The 20,881-nt window shown below is 34.8% G+C and carries 14 protein-coding genes; all 14 read right to left on the bottom strand.

Features of this window, described 5'->3' with window-relative positions; genetic code table 11:
• Window positions 1-123 precede the first annotated feature (123 nt).
• Entirely contained in the window at window positions 124-831 is a 708-nt protein-coding gene (locus tag HM983_RS11250) for a DUF6090 family protein (protein WP_218841857.1), read from the bottom strand.
• A 53-nt stretch (window positions 832-884) separates the two neighbouring features.
• Window positions 885-1,658 carry a DUF6090 family protein gene (locus tag HM983_RS11245; protein WP_179345534.1) on the bottom strand — a complete coding sequence of 258 codons (774 nt, stop codon included), beginning with the start codon at window positions 1,656-1,658 and terminating at the stop codon, window positions 885-887.
• A 5-nt stretch (window positions 1,659-1,663) separates the two neighbouring features.
• Window positions 1,664-2,419, bottom strand: coding sequence for a DUF6090 family protein (locus HM983_RS11240; protein ID WP_179345533.1), 756 nt, complete (start codon window positions 2,417-2,419; stop codon window positions 1,664-1,666).
• A gap of 25 nt (window positions 2,420-2,444) precedes the next feature.
• Window positions 2,445-3,179 carry a DUF6090 family protein gene (locus HM983_RS11235; protein ID WP_179345368.1) on the bottom strand — a complete coding sequence of 245 codons (735 nt, stop codon included), beginning with the start codon at window positions 3,177-3,179 and terminating at the stop codon, window positions 2,445-2,447.
• Window positions 3,180-3,207: 28 nt separating this feature from the next.
• Window positions 3,208-3,960, bottom strand: a complete 753-nt coding sequence (locus HM983_RS11230) for a DUF6090 family protein (RefSeq protein ID WP_179345532.1) — start codon at window positions 3,958-3,960, stop codon at window positions 3,208-3,210.
• Window positions 3,957-4,772 carry a DUF6090 family protein gene (locus HM983_RS11225; protein WP_179345531.1) on the bottom strand — a complete coding sequence of 272 codons (816 nt, stop codon included), beginning with the start codon at window positions 4,770-4,772 and terminating at the stop codon, window positions 3,957-3,959. The genes HM983_RS11230 and HM983_RS11225 overlap by 4 nt, the downstream gene beginning before the upstream one ends.
• 38 nt (window positions 4,773-4,810) lie before the next feature.
• Window positions 4,811-5,611 carry a DUF6090 family protein gene (locus HM983_RS11220; protein ID WP_179345530.1) on the bottom strand — a complete coding sequence of 267 codons (801 nt, stop codon included), beginning with the start codon at window positions 5,609-5,611 and terminating at the stop codon, window positions 4,811-4,813.
• A gap of 135 nt (window positions 5,612-5,746) precedes the next feature.
• A complete protein-coding gene (locus tag HM983_RS11215; RefSeq protein ID WP_179345529.1) occupies window positions 5,747-6,556 on the bottom strand; it encodes a DUF6090 family protein in 810 nt (269 codons plus the stop codon).
• On the bottom strand, window positions 6,549-7,304 hold the full coding sequence (locus tag HM983_RS11210) for a DUF6090 family protein (protein WP_179345528.1): 756 nt from the start codon (window positions 7,302-7,304) through the stop codon (window positions 6,549-6,551). Before HM983_RS11210 ends, HM983_RS11215 begins: the two co-directional genes overlap by 8 nt.
• 266 nt (window positions 7,305-7,570) lie before the next feature.
• Window positions 7,571-8,968 (bottom strand): short-chain fatty acid transporter, encoded by a 1,398-nt coding sequence (locus HM983_RS11205; protein ID WP_179345527.1) that lies wholly within the window; start codon window positions 8,966-8,968, stop codon window positions 7,571-7,573.
• Window positions 8,969-9,037: 69 nt separating this feature from the next.
• Window positions 9,038-9,583 carry a Pycsar system effector family protein gene (locus HM983_RS11200; RefSeq protein ID WP_179345526.1) on the bottom strand — a complete coding sequence of 182 codons (546 nt, stop codon included), beginning with the start codon at window positions 9,581-9,583 and terminating at the stop codon, window positions 9,038-9,040.
• Window positions 9,584-9,603: 20 nt separating this feature from the next.
• Window positions 9,604-10,644: an adenylate/guanylate cyclase domain-containing protein gene (locus HM983_RS11195; RefSeq protein ID WP_179345525.1), complete on the bottom strand. Its 1,041-nt coding sequence runs from the start codon at window positions 10,642-10,644 to the stop codon at window positions 9,604-9,606.
• Window positions 10,644-11,018, bottom strand: a complete 375-nt coding sequence (locus tag HM983_RS11190; protein ID WP_179345524.1) for a response regulator — start codon at window positions 11,016-11,018, stop codon at window positions 10,644-10,646. The genes HM983_RS11195 and HM983_RS11190 overlap by 1 nt, the downstream gene beginning before the upstream one ends.
• Complete coding sequence (locus HM983_RS11185) at window positions 11,015-20,881, bottom strand: ATP-binding protein (protein WP_179345523.1); 9,867 nt, start codon at window positions 20,879-20,881, stop codon at window positions 11,015-11,017. The genes HM983_RS11190 and HM983_RS11185 overlap by 4 nt, the downstream gene beginning before the upstream one ends.

Below are 20,881 nucleotides of genomic sequence, written 5' to 3'. Positions count from 1 at the left end.
TTTTCTGAAGAACTTTATCATAATTGTTGTATTGTATTATTTCCGCAAGCGGGTATCTCCACCAAAGGTCCACTAGCCCTTTGACTTTGTTCTACAAAATTTCGTTTTGATAATCTAAAAAACTTAATCATTAAGTTCTTTATTAAGAAGATCAAGTACAAACTGACATTTTTCTCTTGCTGCCTTTATTGCGCTTAAGCGCCCAAATATGTAATTGGCTTCAACTTGATTAACAAAATATTTTTCATTTAGCATAGGTATAATGTCTTCTTCACTCGGATTCAGAACATGTAACATGTAATTACTCGAATAATTTATCATTAGCTGCGTTCTTTCTATTCCTAACTTTAATTTGGTAGATAAGTCATTATAATTATCATAAAGGGCATAAAGCGCTCTGCTCAACTCAGGATTGGATATTAAATTGGCAGAATTACTGTTTTTTAGCTCGTCTATTGTAATTGTATTTGGATTGAAATCACCCCATATGTGTATAAATTGATTTTTAAAATGCTCTGAAAGCGGAATATTTATACGGTCTTTATAATAAAGAAAAGATTCAAAAACTTCTTTGGATTCAGCTGCTTTTTCAAATTGAATTTTAAGTGTATCTAACTTTTGCATATCAGCTGTTAGGTCTGTTTTAAGATTTATCAAAACATTTCTTTCCTTAATGTCATTCTTTCGGTTGTCATTCCAATTGTTAATCTGAAGCGCAATCAAGATCCCAATGACTACAAGGATGATTTCTCCTATGGCGTAGAGCATATACTTTGAAAACTTACTCTCTGAAAGCAAGTGTTGGCGAATATGGCGGAAGAATTTTAGCATTTGGATAATGGATATTTGTTGAATTTTTTCATATTACCTATACACAACATTATTTACATTTTAGTTTTATCAAGAATTTTAATGGTTTTGCTTAATAGCTCCTTAGCACTTGCTTCTGTATATATCAGATGGTATCTCTCATTCACAAGTACATTTTGATAAGCTCTATCTTTCATTAAATTATTAAAGTCAGAAGGTATCGCTCTTTTTTTGAGATTGGGAAATTTATCTTTCTCGTTTTCTATTCTGTCTGTTAACGAGAAGTAGCGTTCTAAAACTGGTCTGTGAATGTCCAGCAATACATTTTGCAGTTTTTCTTCTACTTCTTTGTGCCTGCTTACAAAGGTTGGATATTCCGTTAACATTAACTTTAGTGAATCGTTTGATATAAGTTCTAATTTCTCTGAACCCAATAAAGCGTTTATACTACCATCTACAATATTCACGATAGGCACACCTGTATCTGAAATGTTCTGTTTCATTTCTGTAGTAAGGGAATCTGATTCCATTCCTATATAATTAATTTTTGCTTCAATTCTATTGATGTATTCAGGATACTCAGCAATTGTAGTTTCTAAATTGAGCTTAGTCCTTTCTAGGTCTTCCCGTAAATTGTTTAATATTTTTGATTCGCGAATTTGATTTTTACGATTTTCGTTCCAATCATTTATCTGAAGCGCAATTAATATCCCAATGACTACAAGGATGATTTCTCCTATGGCATAGAGCAGATATTTGCTGAATTTACTTCCCGCCCGCACCGAAACGGCACGTTCGGGCGGGTCAGTAACTAATCGTTGACGGATATGGCGGAAGAATTTTATCATAATCTTTATTCTATTTCTTCGGTTATCAAATTCAATATCTGATTAATTCGTTCCCTAACACTTTGAGATTCAATGTTACTGAGATAGTTAATATAAATAGCGTTGGAAACCACACCTTCTAATTCCTTATTATTAATTATTTCTTCTAAATCTATATTTTTATTAGAGTTGGTGTTTTCTGGCTTGTCCTTTATTTTGTTTTTATCTAAAAGAAAAATGAAGTTGTTTTCGTTTTCCCAAAAGGCATTGTCCACCTCTCTTCCAATACCCATTTCAATAATTAAAGGCAATAGAATATTTCTGTAGTTACCCACATATTCATTTTCGATTTCTGCCAATTGTACTACATAGGTTTGCCACTCAGTCAAGAGTTGTTTTAGTTTTTCATTTTGAATTAATTCGATTTTACCAGAATTTAAGAGGTCGCTGTTTACAGGGTTAAACGTAGGTGCAATAGTTAATACACTAATGTTTGCTATGAGTGAGTCTCTAATAATAGCATCTGGATTATCGAAATATTGAATTATTCGGTTTCCGGCTTTTAAAATTGATTTTCTATTTGAGATTTTTAAATCAAGTTGAAGAAGATTGCTTTCAAATTCTTTGTTTAACTGCCGTAATAAAGCTTGCTCTTTTACTCTGTCTTTCCTTGTTTCATTCCAATTATTGATCTGCAACGCAATGAGAATACCTATAACCACAAGGATGATTTCGCCAATGGCGTAAAGTAAATACTTTGAAAATCTGTTTTCTTTAATCATGAATTGGCGGATATGGCGGAAGAATTTAATAATTTGAAATGCAATAAGATTCTAAAAGGTCTTTAAGTTGATTTGCAGATTCTTTCATTTCTCTTAATAAGGCTTTTTCTCTTTCGCAAATGATAACAGTCATGTTCATATGATCTTTTACCTTAATAAACAGATTACTACTCGGGTCTTTTTGCCAATCAGTACTTTTTAATAACTGTTTTAATTCTTCCCCAAAATTCTCCTTATACAATGGTACCTCGTGTATACCAAAATCTGTATACGTAATATAATCGAAAATATGTTGCGATAATTGATTGTGATTATCACTAATGACGGTAAGCGAATTATCTTGATGTGTGTAGAACTTTAAAATTGCACTTTTAATAGCATCATTCTTTAAAATTTCCAACTTACCCGATGACGTAATATCTTCAATAGCTGCTCTGGTGGAGACAAATCGTGTTGACCTTAGTGAGGGTATATAATCTTTTATCAATATCGTTTTATCATTTTGAACTTTCAATAAATTGGTAAGTAGTGTTTTTGCTTTTTCCTGACGACTATCTAGAGATAAAATTGAAATATCTATATTAACAATGTCTGCCTTGAGGTCCTCCAAAATTTTGCAGTAGTAAGTCGTCTCCTGTTGTTTTTGTTTTCGTTGCTCATTCCAGTTATTAATCTGAAGTGCAATGAGAATACCTATAACCACAAGGATGATTTCACCAATGGCGTATTTAAAGTAACGTCCTGTTTTGTTTTGTTCCATGAGGTTATATCTTATTTTTCTAAAGAACTTAATCATCTGTGCTAAGGTAATTGTTTATCAGTTGAATGGCATCTTGATGATCTTGTAAATACTTAGTTGCCAAAGACTTTAATATTTCTGAATTGGTTTTAACACCTTGCAAAAAATATTGATAGTAGTTATCTTTCATTATTAATTCATAATCCTCAAAGCGTACTTCTCCAGACACCAGTTTACCGTTTTCTAATTCCGTTGGTTCCCACTTTTTAAAATACAGTGCACCTTTTTCAGTACGAAAATCCTCAATCTGCTCAATCACGATATTCTCCATTTGCTTGATCCACACCAAGTCTCCTTCATAAATATTGAAAATGAGCTCTCTTAGTTTAGGTTCTGAAATTACATCGAGCCCTCTTGATTTGACCGTGCTATACGCTCCCGCGTTGAGAATGGCTTTAGTCCATAAACCCGATTGTGCAAAATGTAGCAAAAGAGAATCCTGGTAAATCCCATTATTATTTATATGATCAATCAATACGTCGCAAGATTCAATACAGAGTGTTTGAAGTTCTATATTCAGTCGAATGTCTTTTATATTAAATTCTAAATCCTTTTTTAGTTGAACGATTAATTCTCTTTCATAGCGAGTTTGCTTTCTTTTTTCATTCCAATTATTGATTTGAAGCGCAATCAAAATCCCAATTACTACTAGGATAATTTCGCCTATGGCATATAACAAATACTTTTTGGTTTTACCTTGGTTAATCATAGACTCACGGATATTTCGGAAGAATTTTATCATATTTCGTTAATTGATTTTAATTCCTGAAGCAATGCCTCTAAGCTTTTTTTTAGTTGATTAATAAACAGGTAATTTACAAGTGCCAAACGGTTTCTGTTTGTCAGCTGATTGATAAATGTCAATTCGTTTTCAGGTTTTGCAAGTTGTTGCTGGGATATTTCTGTGAGATTGCTATTATCAACTTCTACCAAATAGTTTTCAATGAGTTCTTTATTTTCATTGAAAATGTCTTGAAACGATTCCATTTTAAAAACACCACCATAATCTGTTTTAGAAAGATTCATCATACCTGGAATAAATGTTTCGTCAACAAATTCATTATTAATAGAAAGTATCTTTTCTAAACGTTCACTAGACTGGTAAAAAAGGACTAATTTTTCTCTTAAATCCCTGTCTTTAATTAAATCTAAATTTCCCGTAGATATCAGCTCGTCGTAAGTGGGATTGTGTTTTGTAAAGGTCATGCGTCCAGACAATACGCCAATACGCTTACTAAAGAGCGAATCTGTTTTGATTTGATTTTCTTCATTATAGGACTTAATCATTTTGTCTGTAATGTTTAGAATGTCTGATTCAAACAAGAGTTGGTTATCAATAATCGCCTTTTGCATTATTAAATCGCTTTCAATATTTTTGAGATAGAGCGCTTCATTTTGGTTGTCTATTCTGTTAGAGTTCCAGTTATTGATCTGCAACGCAATGAGAATACCTATAACCACAAGGATGATTTCGCCTATGGCGTAGAGTAGGTATTTTTTGGTTCTATTCTGGTTGATCATAGATTGGCGTATATGTCTGAAGAATTTTATCATTGGTTAGTTATCTGTTATTCATTTCAATTTTAAAATAGTTAATATTCAGACTCTATTTTTTCCAGCAATTGTTCCGTGTACTTCTTTTGATTGTCCATAAGGTACAAATGAAGTTTTGCAATAAAATTTCTAAAATTTAAGCTATTGATAAATTTCAAGGTTTTTTCCGGATCTTTAAGTTGGGATTTGGTGATCTCTTTTAAAATTGGTTCGTTTAAATCGACTAGCGGAATACTTTCGGACTGGATAAAATATTTCAACTCTTCCGTCTTGAATTCTCCCTTTATTTGAATTTCTGACAAACCCATCATCTCAGGGATAAATACCGTATCAGTATATAAGTTGTTATTTTTATTAATGACAAGTTCTACACGTTCAAGTTCCTGGTAATATTTAATGATTTCGTCTTTTATGATATTATTGCTAATGATATCAATATTTCCCGAAGAGATTAATTCGGTATATGTAGGTGTGTTTTTTACGAATGTCCTTCTGCCTGTAAGAATTCCTATGTTAACCGTAAAAAGGCTGTCTACCTTAAAGCTTTGATTTGTTTTATAATTTGTTATAATTGGTGAAGCTACTTTATTGATATTTCTTTCGTAATCAATTTGAGACTCTATGGTTTTTAGTTGTTCATTTAAATCGCGCTTAATGTTGGTAATGTAAAGAGCTTCTTTTTTATTTTGAATTCGGTTAGAGTTCCAGTTATTAATCTGAAGTGCAATGAGAATCCCGATCACCACAAGGACGATTTCGCCAATAGCGTATTTAAGGTACTTTCCTGTTTTTCCTGTTTCCATGAGATTGTATCTAATTTTTCTGAAAAACTTAATCATAATTTTAGCTTCGATGTGGATTCCGCATCAAGTGCGGAATGACAAATGGTTCTATTTTGATTGATCATAGATTGAACGATATGTTTAAAAGATTTTATCATAGTTATTTCCCTTATGTCACAAACTCCGGGAACCTTAGGTTCTTGAATTAATTTCATCATTAATCATCTTTAAGATTTGTTCTGTTCTCACTCTTAAAGCTTCGTTTCCTGATTTTTGCAAACTGGATATCGTGTTTCTGTACGACACTTTGTTCATAATCTCTAGTTTGTTTTTAGGCTGGGATATGATTTGAATTGTAAGCTCTTTAAGCTCATTATCATTGACAATTTTGTTTTTGAAAGGATAAAAATCATTGAATTTTTGAACCATTCTGTCGGAATTTCCATAAGAGGCAAATCCGCCAACTTCAACAAAAGTTCCGGTCGTTAAATTATCTACAAGATTGGTGTTATTAATATTTGTGTTTTTGGCAAATAAGTCTATTTGTTGATTAAAGGCTATAAGTTCCTCCTTTAAATCGGTATTTTGAATAATATTAATTTGATTTGAATTCAACATTTGCAAAAGTGTTGTATTTGCATTAGAAAATGTCCATCGTGTTGTTAGATCATTCAATTTTGGAAAAACACTATCCATATTATTAAAACCTCCATTCAATTCGTAATGTTCTATAATGTCATTTGAATGGTCGATTATAATATTTTCATAATCAATATAAACATCCAACATATTTAGTTGAGTTTGTAAATCACCTTTTAAATTATTTAAATATGCAATTTCCTGATTCCGCAATTTTTGATTTTCATTCCAATTATTAATCTGCAACGCAATTAAAATCCCAATTACTACAAGTATAATTTCGCCGATTGCGTACTTTAGGTATTTACCAGTCTTATTTTCCATAATTAAGGATTGTCTTATATGTCGGAAAAATTTAATCATTGAGTTCTATTTTATGTACAAGTCTTCTCGCAGCTTGTAGTCTCGAATTTATTTTTCCTAGAATATTAAAGCTCCGACCTAAATCTCCTATGATGTAATTTTCCATTTTCGGTGCTCTGAGTAACACATTGTAATCGGCAGAAATGTCTCTTGTATCTTCAACTGATGCAATTTTTTGGTAAAATGCATCTACATTTTCTTCATTAATTACCAAATTACCTGTTTCTGCCGTCATGTAATTTTCTGGTAATTGATACATAAAAGGTTCGTACTGGCTTTCCACAAACCGGGTTAAAGATTCAAATGTGTTTTCGATCAAAACGAAATCGGCATAATACTGCGCAAGTTCTTTTAAAAGGTCTTTTTGTTTAAATTCATTAAAAGCACCTGAGGATTTAGCCGAATCAAAGGTTGTGGAATACGATGTTGGATTAGTAGTATAAAATATAGGTTCTACAAATTTCCCAAATTTTTCGATACCCATTATCATTTTTGGGTTACGGACATATGTGAGCAAAGTGTCCAAATATTCAATGCGCTTTGTATGAAAATGCTTGTAATATTTTAACTTTTCTTCATCCTTTTGTAAATCTATCAGAACGTTGTGATGAAAGTTCTGTTCATCAATTTTGTTTTTTCGGTTGTCGTTCCAATTATTAATCTGCAACGCAATTAAAATTCCGATAACCACAAGTATGATTTCTCCTATTGCATAAAGTAGATATTTTTTAGTTCTATTTTCACTCATTAGCTGGTATCGTATTTTTCTAAAAATTTTAATCATATTAATAATTTCATTTATTTCTCAAGAGGCTATCTTCTCTAAAGGTTGATCAGATTTATGATTTTGCAAGACCGAAATTCTGATTCGATAATGTTTTACATATCTAAAGAATTTTATCTTCTTCTAAGCCTGTTGTTTCTTCTCTAGTTCCCCAGTACTATTCTCAATCGATGGGATTGAAAATAAAAGCCACTAAGAAATTAATTTTAGCTTCATTCTGTTGATAAATTTTATAACGGCATCCAAATGACCAACATAGATTGGATGATAAAAAAAACTATAAATGGAATGACCAGGTAGCCCATTACATCCCGTGCTTGAATTTTAATGCCTTTTCCCATAATTGGGAATACAAGCAATAGATAAAAGGGTTGCAATACGTTAGAAAGACTCTCTCCATAAGCAATGGACAGAGATGCTCTCGATACCATTGCTGTAAGCTCGTTAGCTGGTAATCCTTCACCAATTACTTTGACGGCATTGATAATACTTGGACCTACTACAGCAAATTCTCCTCCTGCAGATGGGATAGCAAAGTTGATCACTCCTCCTGTTAGGTATGCAAAAAACGGATAAGTGTCAATTGTGGCAACAGAAGCCATGACTTCTGCCAACTTCTCGCCCAATCCTGTGTACAACATTATGCCCATGATACCTGCATAAAAAGGGTATTGGTATAGAATACCTGAAACATTACTGCTAGAGCGTTTCATGGCAATTACATACCGCATAGGTGTTTTATGCAATGCCAAACCAACCATCAAGAAAATAAAAATCATGATATTAAAATTCAACTGAAAACCATTGGTATAAAAATGATAAACGATGTAGGTCAATCCCATTAAAACAATACAGATAAGAAGCATGACACCGTTATTTAATTTATCTGACACCGATTTATAGGAAAGGTTGAGACTAAATGCTTCATCTTGTATGGAAAGCTCCTTTTTGTCCGTTTTATCCTCCAACATATCCTCGAGCTGTTTTATATTTTTTGTTTTCGGAATAAGTAGAATAATCATTAATGGCGCAAATAATACATATAATGCCATCATAGCAAAGTTTAAAACAGAGCCCAACGTAAAGGCGGTTGGGATTATATCTGTTAAAATTCCTGCTTCTATTAGATAATTATTTTCTGTTCCCAACAATAATGGAATAGAGCTAGAAAGACCTGTGACCCAACTTCCTCCGCTGAAGTAAACACAGGCTACTAAAAAAGGATAATTCACACCTTTAACCCGAATTGCTAATTCTCTGGCCAAAACACAAGTAATTACGATCCATCCAAAACTTATAAGTGACAACAGGGTTCCGACAAATACCACAATGAGGTAAACCTGCCTGGGTGTTTTGAGGCGCAAGGTCAACTTGTCTATGCCTTTATTAATAAATGGAGAAAGCGCTATGGCAAACCCGGTTATTATAATCAATACAATCTGCATCCCAAATTCTAACAAAGAATAAAAACCATCGTACCAACCTTTAATGATTTCCATGGGAGAAGCACCTAACCAGATGAAAGCAACTAACGCTGTAATAATGGTAAGCAGCATAGCAAACACAAATGCATTCGGCATATACTTCTCAAATAATTTTGTTGATACTTCTCCGAATTTTGTGAGCATAATGTGTTGGTTTTTATTATTACATTTTTATGTTTTAAGCGGTATGTATAAAGAAATTTATCATGGAAATTAAATTACAATGGCCACAAAGTAATAGATAACAATAAGCAACAATACAATAAGACCTAGTGCTAAGAACTGAAGTGATCGTTGAACATATTTGAATTTTGCAGCGGCTATTTTTGATATGATATAAACCTGTTGTCCTAAATAGTCGAAAACCTGATCTTCATCTACACTGATTTCGTAAAACGTTTTAGTGAAGTCATGAATCGTCCCAAACTTAGAAATGACATCCTTAAAAAAGAAAATGTTTTTATCATATTTGCCTTCTATCCTTGGCATAAAGCAGCGTATACTGAAATATATGGATGTTACGATACAAAAAAACCATAAGCCTAATAGTATATATAAAAACGTTTCGTTAGATGTTGACACCAACAGCATATTAATGCCTTGATAGATAAAATTTAATAATATACCATAAAACGATAGTATCAATCCCGCTTTAAGCTCAGAAGCCTTAATTAGACTAGACACATAATTAATACTTCCCCAATAATGATCGACTAAATCATCGGTATGTTTGTTTTTTAAATTCCTATTTTTTTCCATGAGTTGTATGATTTAGTAGCTTATTCGACGACTTGATAAATAGTAAGTGGATTGGCCTTGTTTTTTACATTGACACTTCCCACCTTCTCGCACTTAAAAGATTCTTTGACCTTTTTATAGCAATCTTCCGAAATTATAATTTGATTTTCCTTTGCCGCATCCTGTAGTCTTGCCGCGGTATTAACGGTATCACCAATCACAGTATAATCTAAACGCTTGAGCGTTACAGATCCAATATTTCCCGACACCATTTCACCACTCTTAATACCGATGGAAACCTTCGGTTTATAATCTAAATTATCTTCAAATGCCGGAAGATTATTAATCTTTTCGCAAACGCCAAGCGAAGCATCAATGGCTCTATCCAAATGATACTCACCTCTAAAAACAGCCATGATTGCATCTCCAATAAACTTATCGATATACCCTTTGTGTTGCATTATTTCTTTTACCATTTCATCAAAATAGGCGTTAACTAATTTGACGACGGTATCTGCCTCTGCAGTTTCACTGATTTTAGTAAAGCCACAGATATCAATAAATACAACAGTAGCCTCAATGGTTTCATTTGCCATGATGGTAGACTCGTATTCTCGATTACCCATAAAGTTGAGCACGTTTTCGTCTACATACATTTTTAAGATATTATTCTCTTTTATAGCCTGTAATGTCTCTTTAATATGTTGGGCATGTTTCAATGTTTTCTCCATAGTAACCGTCAAATCTTCAAAATTGATGGGTTTGGTAATAAAGTCAAAAGCACCTCTATTCATAGCTGTTCTTATATTTTCCATATCACCATATGCCGAAACAATGACTGATTTTATGAGCGGACTCAACTCACTTAGTTTGCTCAACAGGGTAAGTCCATCCATTTCTGGCATGTTGATGTCGCTCAATACAATATCAACTTCAGGATCTTCCTCTAATTTTTCTAAAGCATGACGACCGTTCTCTGCAAAAAGAAATTCGTATTCCTTTTCTCGAATTTTTTTTCGGAATTTCTGCTTGATTAAAACTTCTAAATCGGCTTCGTCATCTACTACTAATATCTTTGCCATTATATATTCTGTGTTAGTTTGTTCTTTAATAATTTAAAGTCCACTGGTTTGGTTAAAAAATCATCTGCACCAAGTTCCTTTGCGGTATTATAATTTTCTTCATCACCGTAAGCTGTTACCATCATTACCACTGGAGGTGGTGCAACAAAATCTTTCTTTATGATTTCTAAAAGCTGAAGTCCGCTCATTCCAGGCATGTTAATATCAGACAGAATCAATACAGCTTCTTGATCAATGGATTTTAATACTTCTAAAGCTTCCTCTCCCGAAAAGGCAAACATAAATTCTAATTCCCCTTTTCTTATTTCTTTTCTGAAGCGTTGCAGAAAAAGTGTTTTTACGTCTTGCTCGTCATCTACTACTAATATTTTCATGATGTTGGCTTTTTTGTGATTGGTAATGCTATTTTAAATTCTGTATATTTTGATTTTTCAGTTTTAACGTCTAATGTTCCATGATGAGCTTTTATAATGTCATAACTCATCGATAAGCCCAAACCAGTTCCTTTACCAGTTGGTTTTGTAGTAAAAAAGGGCTGAAAAATTTTATCTATAATAGCTTTAGGAATACCATCTCCATTATCTTTTACAGAAATCACAACATTGTCTTTTATAGTTTTTGTACTCACAGAAACAGTTGGTTTATAACCGTTACTATTGGATTTTATTCGTTTTTCATCAACTGCATAAAAAGCATTGGTAAACAAATTGAGTATAACACGTCCAATATCTTGTGGAATTATATTTACGGCTTTAATAGATTGGTCATAATCGGTTTCTAAATTTGCGTTGAATGATTTGTCCTTTGCTCTCAAACCATGATATGCAAGTCTAAAATATTCGTCTGTTAAGGCATTAATATCAGTTGGTTCTTTTTGATCTCCACTGGCACGACTATGTTGCAACATTCCCTTAACAATGCCGTCTGCACGATTACCGTGATGATTAATTTTGTCAAGATTTTGAACCAAATCTGCCATAATCGCTCTCACTTCTTCCATGTCTCCAGCCTCAATTTCCTCAATCATTTCTTCTAAAAGCTCTTTGCTCACTTCAGAGAAATTATTAACGAAGTTTAACGGATTTTGAATTTCATGTGCAATACCAGCAGTTAACTCACCAAGACTGGCCATTTTTTCGGATTGTACCAGTTGCTTTTGAGCTGCCTTGAGATCAGTGAGGGCATTTTCTACGTTTTCCTTGGCTTTTTCTAGCTTCACAAAATCTTCGTAGCGCGCATAAGCGATAGAGAATGATTCTGCCAAATTCCTTACTAATGCCAACTCACTGTCCGTCAATGGTTCTAAATTGCCTACATAAAGCATTCCCTGTGAAAATGGCACAAAGTGTAGATCTAGTGCGTCTGGCGCATCATCTCCACCTTGATAACCTATAGGTGTTTTTATCTTGCCTAGATCTATTAAGGTTTTTGTCCAATTAATAAACTCATCTTTATCCCAATGCGCTTTAAATATTTCACTCTTTTTCCAAGCTTTAACTGAATTCTTAGTTAGGTCATTGGTAGTATAATCTAAGGTCATCAGTCCTAGAGATTTTCCATTGGGATCGGACAGAAACACCTGAATATGCTTCTTTTCTTCTATCATTATAAAAATGCCACATCTAAAAAAAGGAACACCAAGATTCATAAGCTCCTGCCATATAATTGGAGTTATACGCTCAAGATCTTTGGTAGATCGCATGCTTGCAATTTCTCCACGAACTCTATCCAATGAGGCTTGTTTATTAGCCTCTCTTTCTCGTTTCTCTGATTCTATTAATTCTCGGTAGCGTTGATAGGTAAGACCAAATACTTTAGCAAAACGCTGCAATATTCTTTGTGATTCACTAGAAATTTGATTTTTCGTAAAAGCAAACAATGAGCCTTCGTTAAACATTGCGGCTAAAAGATAATGTGTGTCTTTAGTGATGTTAGACTTTGGCAGTTCATAACTCACATGTTTCTGAATTGCCTTATAATAATTTTCACCGTCTTTACCTTGAAGTTTATAGTCTGCACTTGGCAACCCTTTATCCCAACCTCTGAAAACTGTTTCTAATAACGGATGGATGGTCATATCAAATTGGCCTGTAATTTGTACTGCGTCATTACCCTCTGTTGTTGAAGTGGTCCAGGCATCCATTGTTTTGTCTTTATGTATAATCACGATACCACAGCGCATAGTTTCTATTCCAAGCTTTTCTATTTCCTCAAATAAGATTTTGGTAGCTTGTCCAATGTCCTCACTGCTTCGCATGGCCATTGCTTTTGAACGCACTCTTTCTAAAGCAGCCTCTATCTGAGCTTCTCTTGCTTGATGTTCTGCTTTTTGCAAATCCAGAAATCTTTGGTAAGCTCTGCCAAATTCATTAGCAAATTTTATAACAATTTGTTCTTCCTCTTTTGTTGCTGGACGGATTTGGTTCATGCCAATGTACCCAAAAGGATGCTTACCTGCTGTGTGATAAATACCATCAGGATAATCGTCTGGTGTTATACGAGACGCTTCTGGCATGGATGCAAAGGATTCGTGGAAGACCTCCCAAACTTTTGGTAATTGTTCTTTTGGAAAATGTAGCTTGTTTATTGCAGTAGCCTCGTCTGCTTTCCATTTGTCAACGGTTTCTTTCCAATTGTCCATGGCATCTAGTGCAACGGTTTGTTCGCCAAAACTTCGGTTCCCAAATTTTCCTGTTTCTCGAAATGTAAATGTGTTATTCTCAAAGTCGAAAACCGTCATGTGCGTGCTCATTGGCACGATGCCTAAGATGTCGAACTGTTCGCAAAGTACTGAAAGTACTTCATCCAACTCATCTGAATTTTGCATGGACATGGCTTTGGCACGTACACGTTCTAAGGCTGCTTCAATTTGAGCTTCCCTTGCTTGTTTCTCAGCTTTTTTAAGGTCGAGGTAACGTGTGTAGGTTTGTTCGAAAACTTTTGCAAAGCGAGGCAGTATTTCTGCATCTTCAAAAGGTTGAAGTGACGACACCAATATATATCCATTTTTAAAAGAGGCACCATAATCAATTTCCCAAGGTGGTGCTTCTGGCATAGGTGTGTTTTGGTCTTCAAAATCCTTAAGAACCTTCTGGGCAGAAGGCAGATTGAAAATATCCTGGAAATGTTGCTCAATGAAATCTGAAGGAATCTCAACAGAAAATAAATCTGTTCCCTTTTTCCATTCGTCATATCTATATTGGTGAATGTAATCCAGATCTATCGGAACAATAAATGGACTCATCATTCCTGCGTCCGGAAGACTGTGCCATTGTTCTACATGCCCTTCGTGCTTATCACAAAACACAATTCCCGTTGCAAATAAGTCACCTCCCAATTGACGTAATTGGTTGAACATTTCTGTAGTAACCTTGCTTAAATCCTTACTGGTTTGCATGCCCATAGATTGCGATCTAACCCTTTCCAGGGCAGCTTCAATTTTAGCCTCTTTTGTTTGTACTTCTGATTTTTGAAGATCCAAAAAGCGGATATAAGCTTGCTCAAACACTCGGCCAAAACGTTTTACAATATTGTTGTCTTCATCAGTAAAGGCAGTGTTATTATATCTGACAATTTGTATTCCAGAATTTTTCATGAAGGTTAATGTGGTTGTAAATGCAGAACATTGCAACATCATTTTTTCAAGTTTTGGATCAAATTTATTGCTTGCCATAAGATGCTTAAAATATGCATCTTTTGTTTTGTCCTTATACGTTTTCGTAAAGAGTTCTGACCGTTCTTTGATGGCTTTATTATAGTCCCGTTGAACTTTGGTATCAGTATTATAAGGAATACGAAGAGGCTTCTTATAATTTTCACCACCTATCCAAACGTCATAATCTTTTTCGTTTTCAATGACACCGCTCATGGCTAAAGCATCTATGTCTAGTCCTAAATTATGAAATTGTGCATGCACTTCATTTGCGACTTGCTGCATTTCCGTACTTTGATGCATAGCGAGAGAGCGACTTCTTACTTTTTCTAATGCATTTTCTATTTGTGCTTCTCTGGCTTGAGCTTCTGCTTTTTGCAAATCTAGAAAGCGTGTGTACGTCTGTTCGAAAACGTGACCAAATCGCCTAATAATATCGTTTTCCTCTTCTGTATAAGGAATGGACGTATAGTTGGCAAGGATCAACATAATATTTGGGTTGATGGCAATGGACCTCACCACTTGTTTACTCATGGTATACTCGTTGATTTCTTTCGTAAACAAATCTGCCGCACAGTGGTTCAGTAGATGCAAGTGCCACTCTTGATGTTCTTCTTGGGTTAGGTAATCCGTAAAGAATGAAAGTTCCTTTCTCTGGGCTTCTCTTAGATTTTTCAACAGTGGTATATTCAAATAGGGCACGGAAAGTTTCATGGGCTTTGGAATTGCCTTAGCATAAGTCCAAAATTTATAATCTTGGTCTATATTATTATAGGCAAAACTTACATGGGCAAATCTCAAATTTAATTGGCTTAATTGCTCAGAGACTATTGTTATTACATCTAATAACTCTTCACTGTTATGCATCGCAATACTTCGACTCCTAACTCTTTCGAGAGCAGCTTCAATATTTGCTTCTCTTGCCTGTGCTTCAGATTTTTGAAGGTCGAGGAAACGCGTATAGGCTTGCTCGAATTCCTTGGTAAATCGTTTAAATATATCATGTGCCTCAGGATAATGCTGATGTGTAATAAACATTAAATGACCATGTGTAAAAAAACCACAATGGGTTACTTGGTATTTGGGTAGGTCAAAACCAGCATCTACAATCCCTCGCATTGCTTCTCCAACTACAGGAAGTGTATCCATGTATTGGTAAGTTCGTACCAACGATTTACCCTTAGACTCAAATACTAAAAATTTATCCCCTTTTCTTTTTGCCTCTCGAATGGTTTTAAAGAATATATCTTCTGTGAGCGGAATTTTAAATGTTGGTCCCATTTTGCCGTCTGGCATAGGATTATAACCTATAAAATAAGAATCATCGTCATACCATAAACTATAACCACATGACCATAATTCTATACCTAAATCCTTTATTTGCTGAAACAATAACTCTGAGGTTTCAACCAGTTCATCACTATGCTGCATTGCCATGGTTCTAGCACGAACACGCTCCAAAGCTAATTGAATTTGCGCTTCACGTGTTTGTGCCTCTGCTTTTTGAAGGTCGAGAAACCTTTGATAAGCTAAATCAAAAGCATTGGACATTTTTATAAGAATATTTTTACTGTCTTCATCAGGTTGTTCTAAGTGATCAAAAATTAAAAATCCGTTTGTAATCCGTCCACAAGCACCCCATTGATAAGTCAATTGTCCAGAAGCAATCGCTTCTTTAAATCCAGTTGCAATAGAAGCATCGATAGATTCCCATTCCTTTGCTGCTTTTTTTAATCTATTTAGGTCATACTCTAACAGACAATAGGGTTCGCCACTTTGATATGAGTTCCTTATTTCTTTGCCCACCAATGAATATTTCTTGTAATCATACTGGTATAATTTATGTTTATGTTGCCCGATGTTTCCTGGACTGGAAAAATCCCAATATGTGATATGATCGTTTTTGTCAAATAGAAAAATCCCTGCTCCTGCAAATCCTGTGACATTCAACTTTTGGACTTGCTCCCACAATTCTTTGTTTACTTTACCAAAATCATCGGAAGAGTGCATTGCCATGGCTTCGGCACGAACGCGCTCCACAGCGACTTCAATCTGTGCTTCTCGTGTTTGTGCTTCTGCTTTTTGTAAATCTTCAAACCTTTTGTAAGCTAAATCAAATGCAGCTCCCATTTTGGTGAGTATGGTTTCCATTTCTTCGGAAGGAGGATTTAATAAGTCGATAACTAACCTACCATTGTTTAGCTTTTTTACGGCATGGTGTAGGCATTTAAGTTCCGTTTCATCAATAAATGTTTCAACTTCAAATGCAAATTTTGATTCATTTTGTTCACGAAGCCATCCAATAATCCTTTTAAAATCCTTTTTATTTTGAATTTCTATGAAATAATCGTCCGGATTTTCCCAAATTCGTTTTATATAAAGATTCGGATCACGTTTTTTAAGTTTAAATGTAATGTCAAAAGGTATTTCATAGCCATTATTGTTTTCTTCAAGTGATGATAAATCCCACATTCTTACGTTGTCGGTTCCTTCTTTTAAGAAAATTGTCGCAGCAATTACATCAGGAATGTCCAAAGCCAAAACTTCATCTTTGAGTTTGGCTACTACTCCTAAAATCTCTTCAGATTTATGCATTGCCAAAGCTTTGGCTCTTACACGCTCAACAGCTAAGTTTATTTGCGCTTCGCGTGTTTGCGCTTCGGCTTTTTGAAGGTCGAGGAAACGTGTGTAGGCTTGATCAAAAACTTTTGAAAATCGTATGATGATATCAATTTCAAATTCGGTTAATGGAATACCTGAATAATCTGCAATCCCAATGCATGAGTTTTTTTGAAAAGCTTGAGAATGCGTATAGAATTTTTGTGCAAAAACCCATTTTTTTTGATCCTCGATACCTTCAATATCGTCAAGGTTTGAGGTTTCAAAAAACGTTTTGAAATAAGAATTTTTTTCTTTTTCTGAATACGATTTTGAAAAGAATTCTACACCTGCTTCTTTGGCTTCGAAATAATCGTCTAATACAGGATGTTTAAAATATGGTGTAGAAATATAGATATTAGAAAGATCATGAGCAGCAATATATTGATTGAAATCTTTATTGTCTGGATCAGAGACTACAACAATGGCTACACGAGATTCCATTGAAATATCAAGCTCTTTAAATTTTTTATGAATTTCTAGAATAACGTCGTTTAACTCCTCACTTTTTTGCATCGCCATAGAGCGGCTTCGTATACGCTCCATAGCCGCTTCCACTTTTGCTTCTCGCGCTTGTGCTTCAGCTTTCTTAAGGTCGCTAAAGCGTGTATATGCCATTGAAAAAACCGACGTAGCTCGTTTTAAAAGATCCCAACTCTCTTCTGAAATCTCTTCTGGTGCTGCGGCACCCATAAAACCGTATTTGAATTTATATAAATGATAAATACGTTCAGGAATTGAATCACCATAAAAACTCGCGACGTTGAACAGTTCAGACTTTTCTGCACAATAATTTATCCATTCAACACGATTTTCACCTTGCATCACAATTGACGTTTTTCTATTGTTTGATTGGTAAAAACCCAACATTTTTTTTCCGACCCAGGTATCCTTAAGATCAATGGTCATATGATCTGAAATTAGATTTTTTTCATCCTTATTGTCTTGAATTGAAAACCAACATTCGGTTTTATTTGATTCTTCATCAACGATATAAATGGAACTGGTTTCCAATTCCTCTACGCCAAGATTGCCCATTTCTTCCCTTAGCAAAATAGCAACCTCAACCAACTCATCTGAATGTTGCATCCCTGTGGATCTGCTACGCACACGTTCCAAGGCAGCTTCAATCTGTGCTTCTCTTGCTTGCGCTTCAGCTTTTTGAAGGTCTAAAAAACGTGTATAGGTTTGATTAAACACCTTTCCGAAACGTTTAAAAATACCGTGTGCTTCAGGAACTTCCTCATAGGTTATAAACAGTAAAAAGCCCTCATTGAACTTAACCAAGTGGTTGTACTGTTGTGTAGGCAATTCTAAACCTGCATCTTCCAATTGCTTAAACGTGGCTTTTAAATCTGGAAGGGATTTCATGTAATCATAATGTTCAACTAGGTCCTTTCCATCTTGATTGTAAACAAAGAAATCCTCATTATTTTTAATGGCTTTGTACCATGGTTTTAAACTTTTATGTTTTGTAAGTGGCAAGACGAAAGGAGTTTGTAATTCGCCTTCGCTGCTCATGATACAGATGCTCGATTTTTTATCATCAGCCAAAATATTGTAACCACAGCTCCAAGCCGGAATTCCTAATTTCTGAACTTCTGTGAACAATAGATTGGCAGCTTCAGGCAATTCCTCACTATGTTGCATGGCCATGGTACGGGAACGTACTTTTTCCAAAGCCATCTCTATTTGTGCTTCCCGTGTTTGTGCTTCGGCTTTTTGAAGATCGAGGAATCTTGTGTAGGTTTGCTCAAAAACCTTTGCAAATCTTATAACCAGTTTTTGTTCTGTCTCTGTCAATAATTTACTCCCAATTAGCAAGAGGTAACCTTGTTTGAAATTGAAAGTGTGAATTTTTAGTCTTTCAGGTGAAATAGCCAGTAATTTCTCTGCAGAGATTGGAAAATTTTTACTTCTTTCTGCAATAAAGGTTTGGTGTTTTATCGTTTCCTCTTCATTCAGTTCAATTATAAGTGAAGATTCTTCATTTTTCCAACTCTTAACGATGGATTTCATTATAGAAGTTTCATTGTGTGGCATTTCTACAGGAAAGTCCCTAATACTGCCGTCAACCGGATTTACGCCATAACTATAACCTATTTTTGCATCCGCATTAAAGAGGACGTAACCTGTTGTAAGATTATCAATCCCAAGCTTTTTCAGTTCATTGTAGAGTAATTCTCCAGCCTCCAATAGTTCATCACTTTTTTGCATTGCCATAGAACGACTGCGTATACGTTCTAATGCAGCCTCAATTTGTGCTTCTCTGGCTTGCGCTTCAGCTTTTTGAAGGTCGAGGAAGCGAGTGTAGGTCTGTTCGAAAACTTTTCCGAAGCGTTTTAGAATTTCGTTTTCATCTTGGGTAAATGGTCTTCCGTAATGGTTTATGATAAAAATACTAGTATGCTGTAGTACATTACATGACCTTGTGTAACCTCCCTCTGTTGATAGGATGTCTTTCTTTTCTTTAGCACTAAGCTCTGACCAAGGCTTATGTTTCAATAAATGTTTAAAAAATTCTTTCTTTTCTTTGTTTGAATACGATTCGGTAAAAAAACCAGGACCTTTTTTAATTCCTTTTAAAAGATTGGTGTAAAAAGGTTTATTAACATAAGGAATAATGATTTCTTCTGAAGTATTCGCAGTGCCGCCCGAACCCCAACAACGTAACTCGGAATCAATTTCATTATTTATCGTAATAAATGAACCTCCAAAAATGGAAATGTCTAATTTTAGTAATTCGTCATGTACAACATGAATAACGTCTTGTAATTCAGACGTATTATGCATGGCCAAACTTCGACTTCTCACTTTTTCAAGTGCTAATTCTATTTGGGTTTCCCGTGATTGCCTTTCTGCTTTTTGAAGGTCGAGGAAACGCTGATGTGCCAAATCGAATGCTCCTGCAAACTTCACCAAAATGTCAATATCTTCTTTTGGTGGCTTTTTGACCACTCCAGGCAAACTGTATCCAATCTCCCCATGTGTAGTCCTTGCCATAATAAATGTTAGACCTCCAATTTGTTTGATATCATCATGCGTTGGTGCTTGAGGGTCAATATTTTTAAAATCACCCAAAGCCACCATTTTGTCTACATAAGCAATGGCCTCTTCTGCATCCATTGCATACACGACAGTTGGTTTTTTACTTTTTTCCCACTTTGCCAATTGCGGAATGTCTCCATGCATGTGTCGAGGCAATTTCATTACAAAACCAATTTTGCTACCATCTCCCGATGTCATTGCTTTTTCATAGGTGTCTGGAAGCCACATCATATGCCAAAAATAGTGCGCTTCATGACCGAGTTTGATAAACTCGTTGCGCATGGTTACCACGATGTCCAGCAAATCTGAGGATTCCTTCATGGCAACTGCTTGTGCTCTGATGCGCTCTAAGGCTGTTTCAATTTCAAGTTTGCGATTTTTCTTCTCTAATTCAAAGGTTCGTTTTTTTACAGCTTTTTGAAGTTTTGCGTTTTCGGCTTTGAGAGCGTCTAAACCAAATGCTTCACCTTTTTGTGTTTTAGAATCTGGGAAAGAACCATGTTGATGTAATACAACCCATTCCCCATCTTTTCTTTGTATTAGTGATGATAATCTAATAGGTGCGTAGAACGTCCATTCATCTCCTGCTTTTACAAATAGATCGCCCAGTTCGTGGGTCATGATATAAGGCTCATAAAGAATTATTTGCACTTTTTTATTTCGCAATTCTGCTTGGCCAACCATTTGGTCCAAAACTTCATTCGTATAGTCTAAAATTTCTTTTTTACTATTCCAGATTTCTTCCTGATTTGTTCCTATGTTTTTGTAATCTTCGTTTAAGAAAGACTGCCACTTTGAAAGATTGCCTTCAAAATAGGTATCCCAATATGATTGCAGAAATTGCGTTATTTCAGCTTCTATTTTTTTGGTTAGTTTCAT

The sequence above is a fragment of the Winogradskyella ursingii genome, assembly GCF_013403975.1.
GTDB lineage: Bacteria > Bacteroidota > Bacteroidia > Flavobacteriales > Flavobacteriaceae > Winogradskyella > Winogradskyella ursingii.
This window is presented reverse-complemented; position numbering and strand designations above follow the sequence as displayed.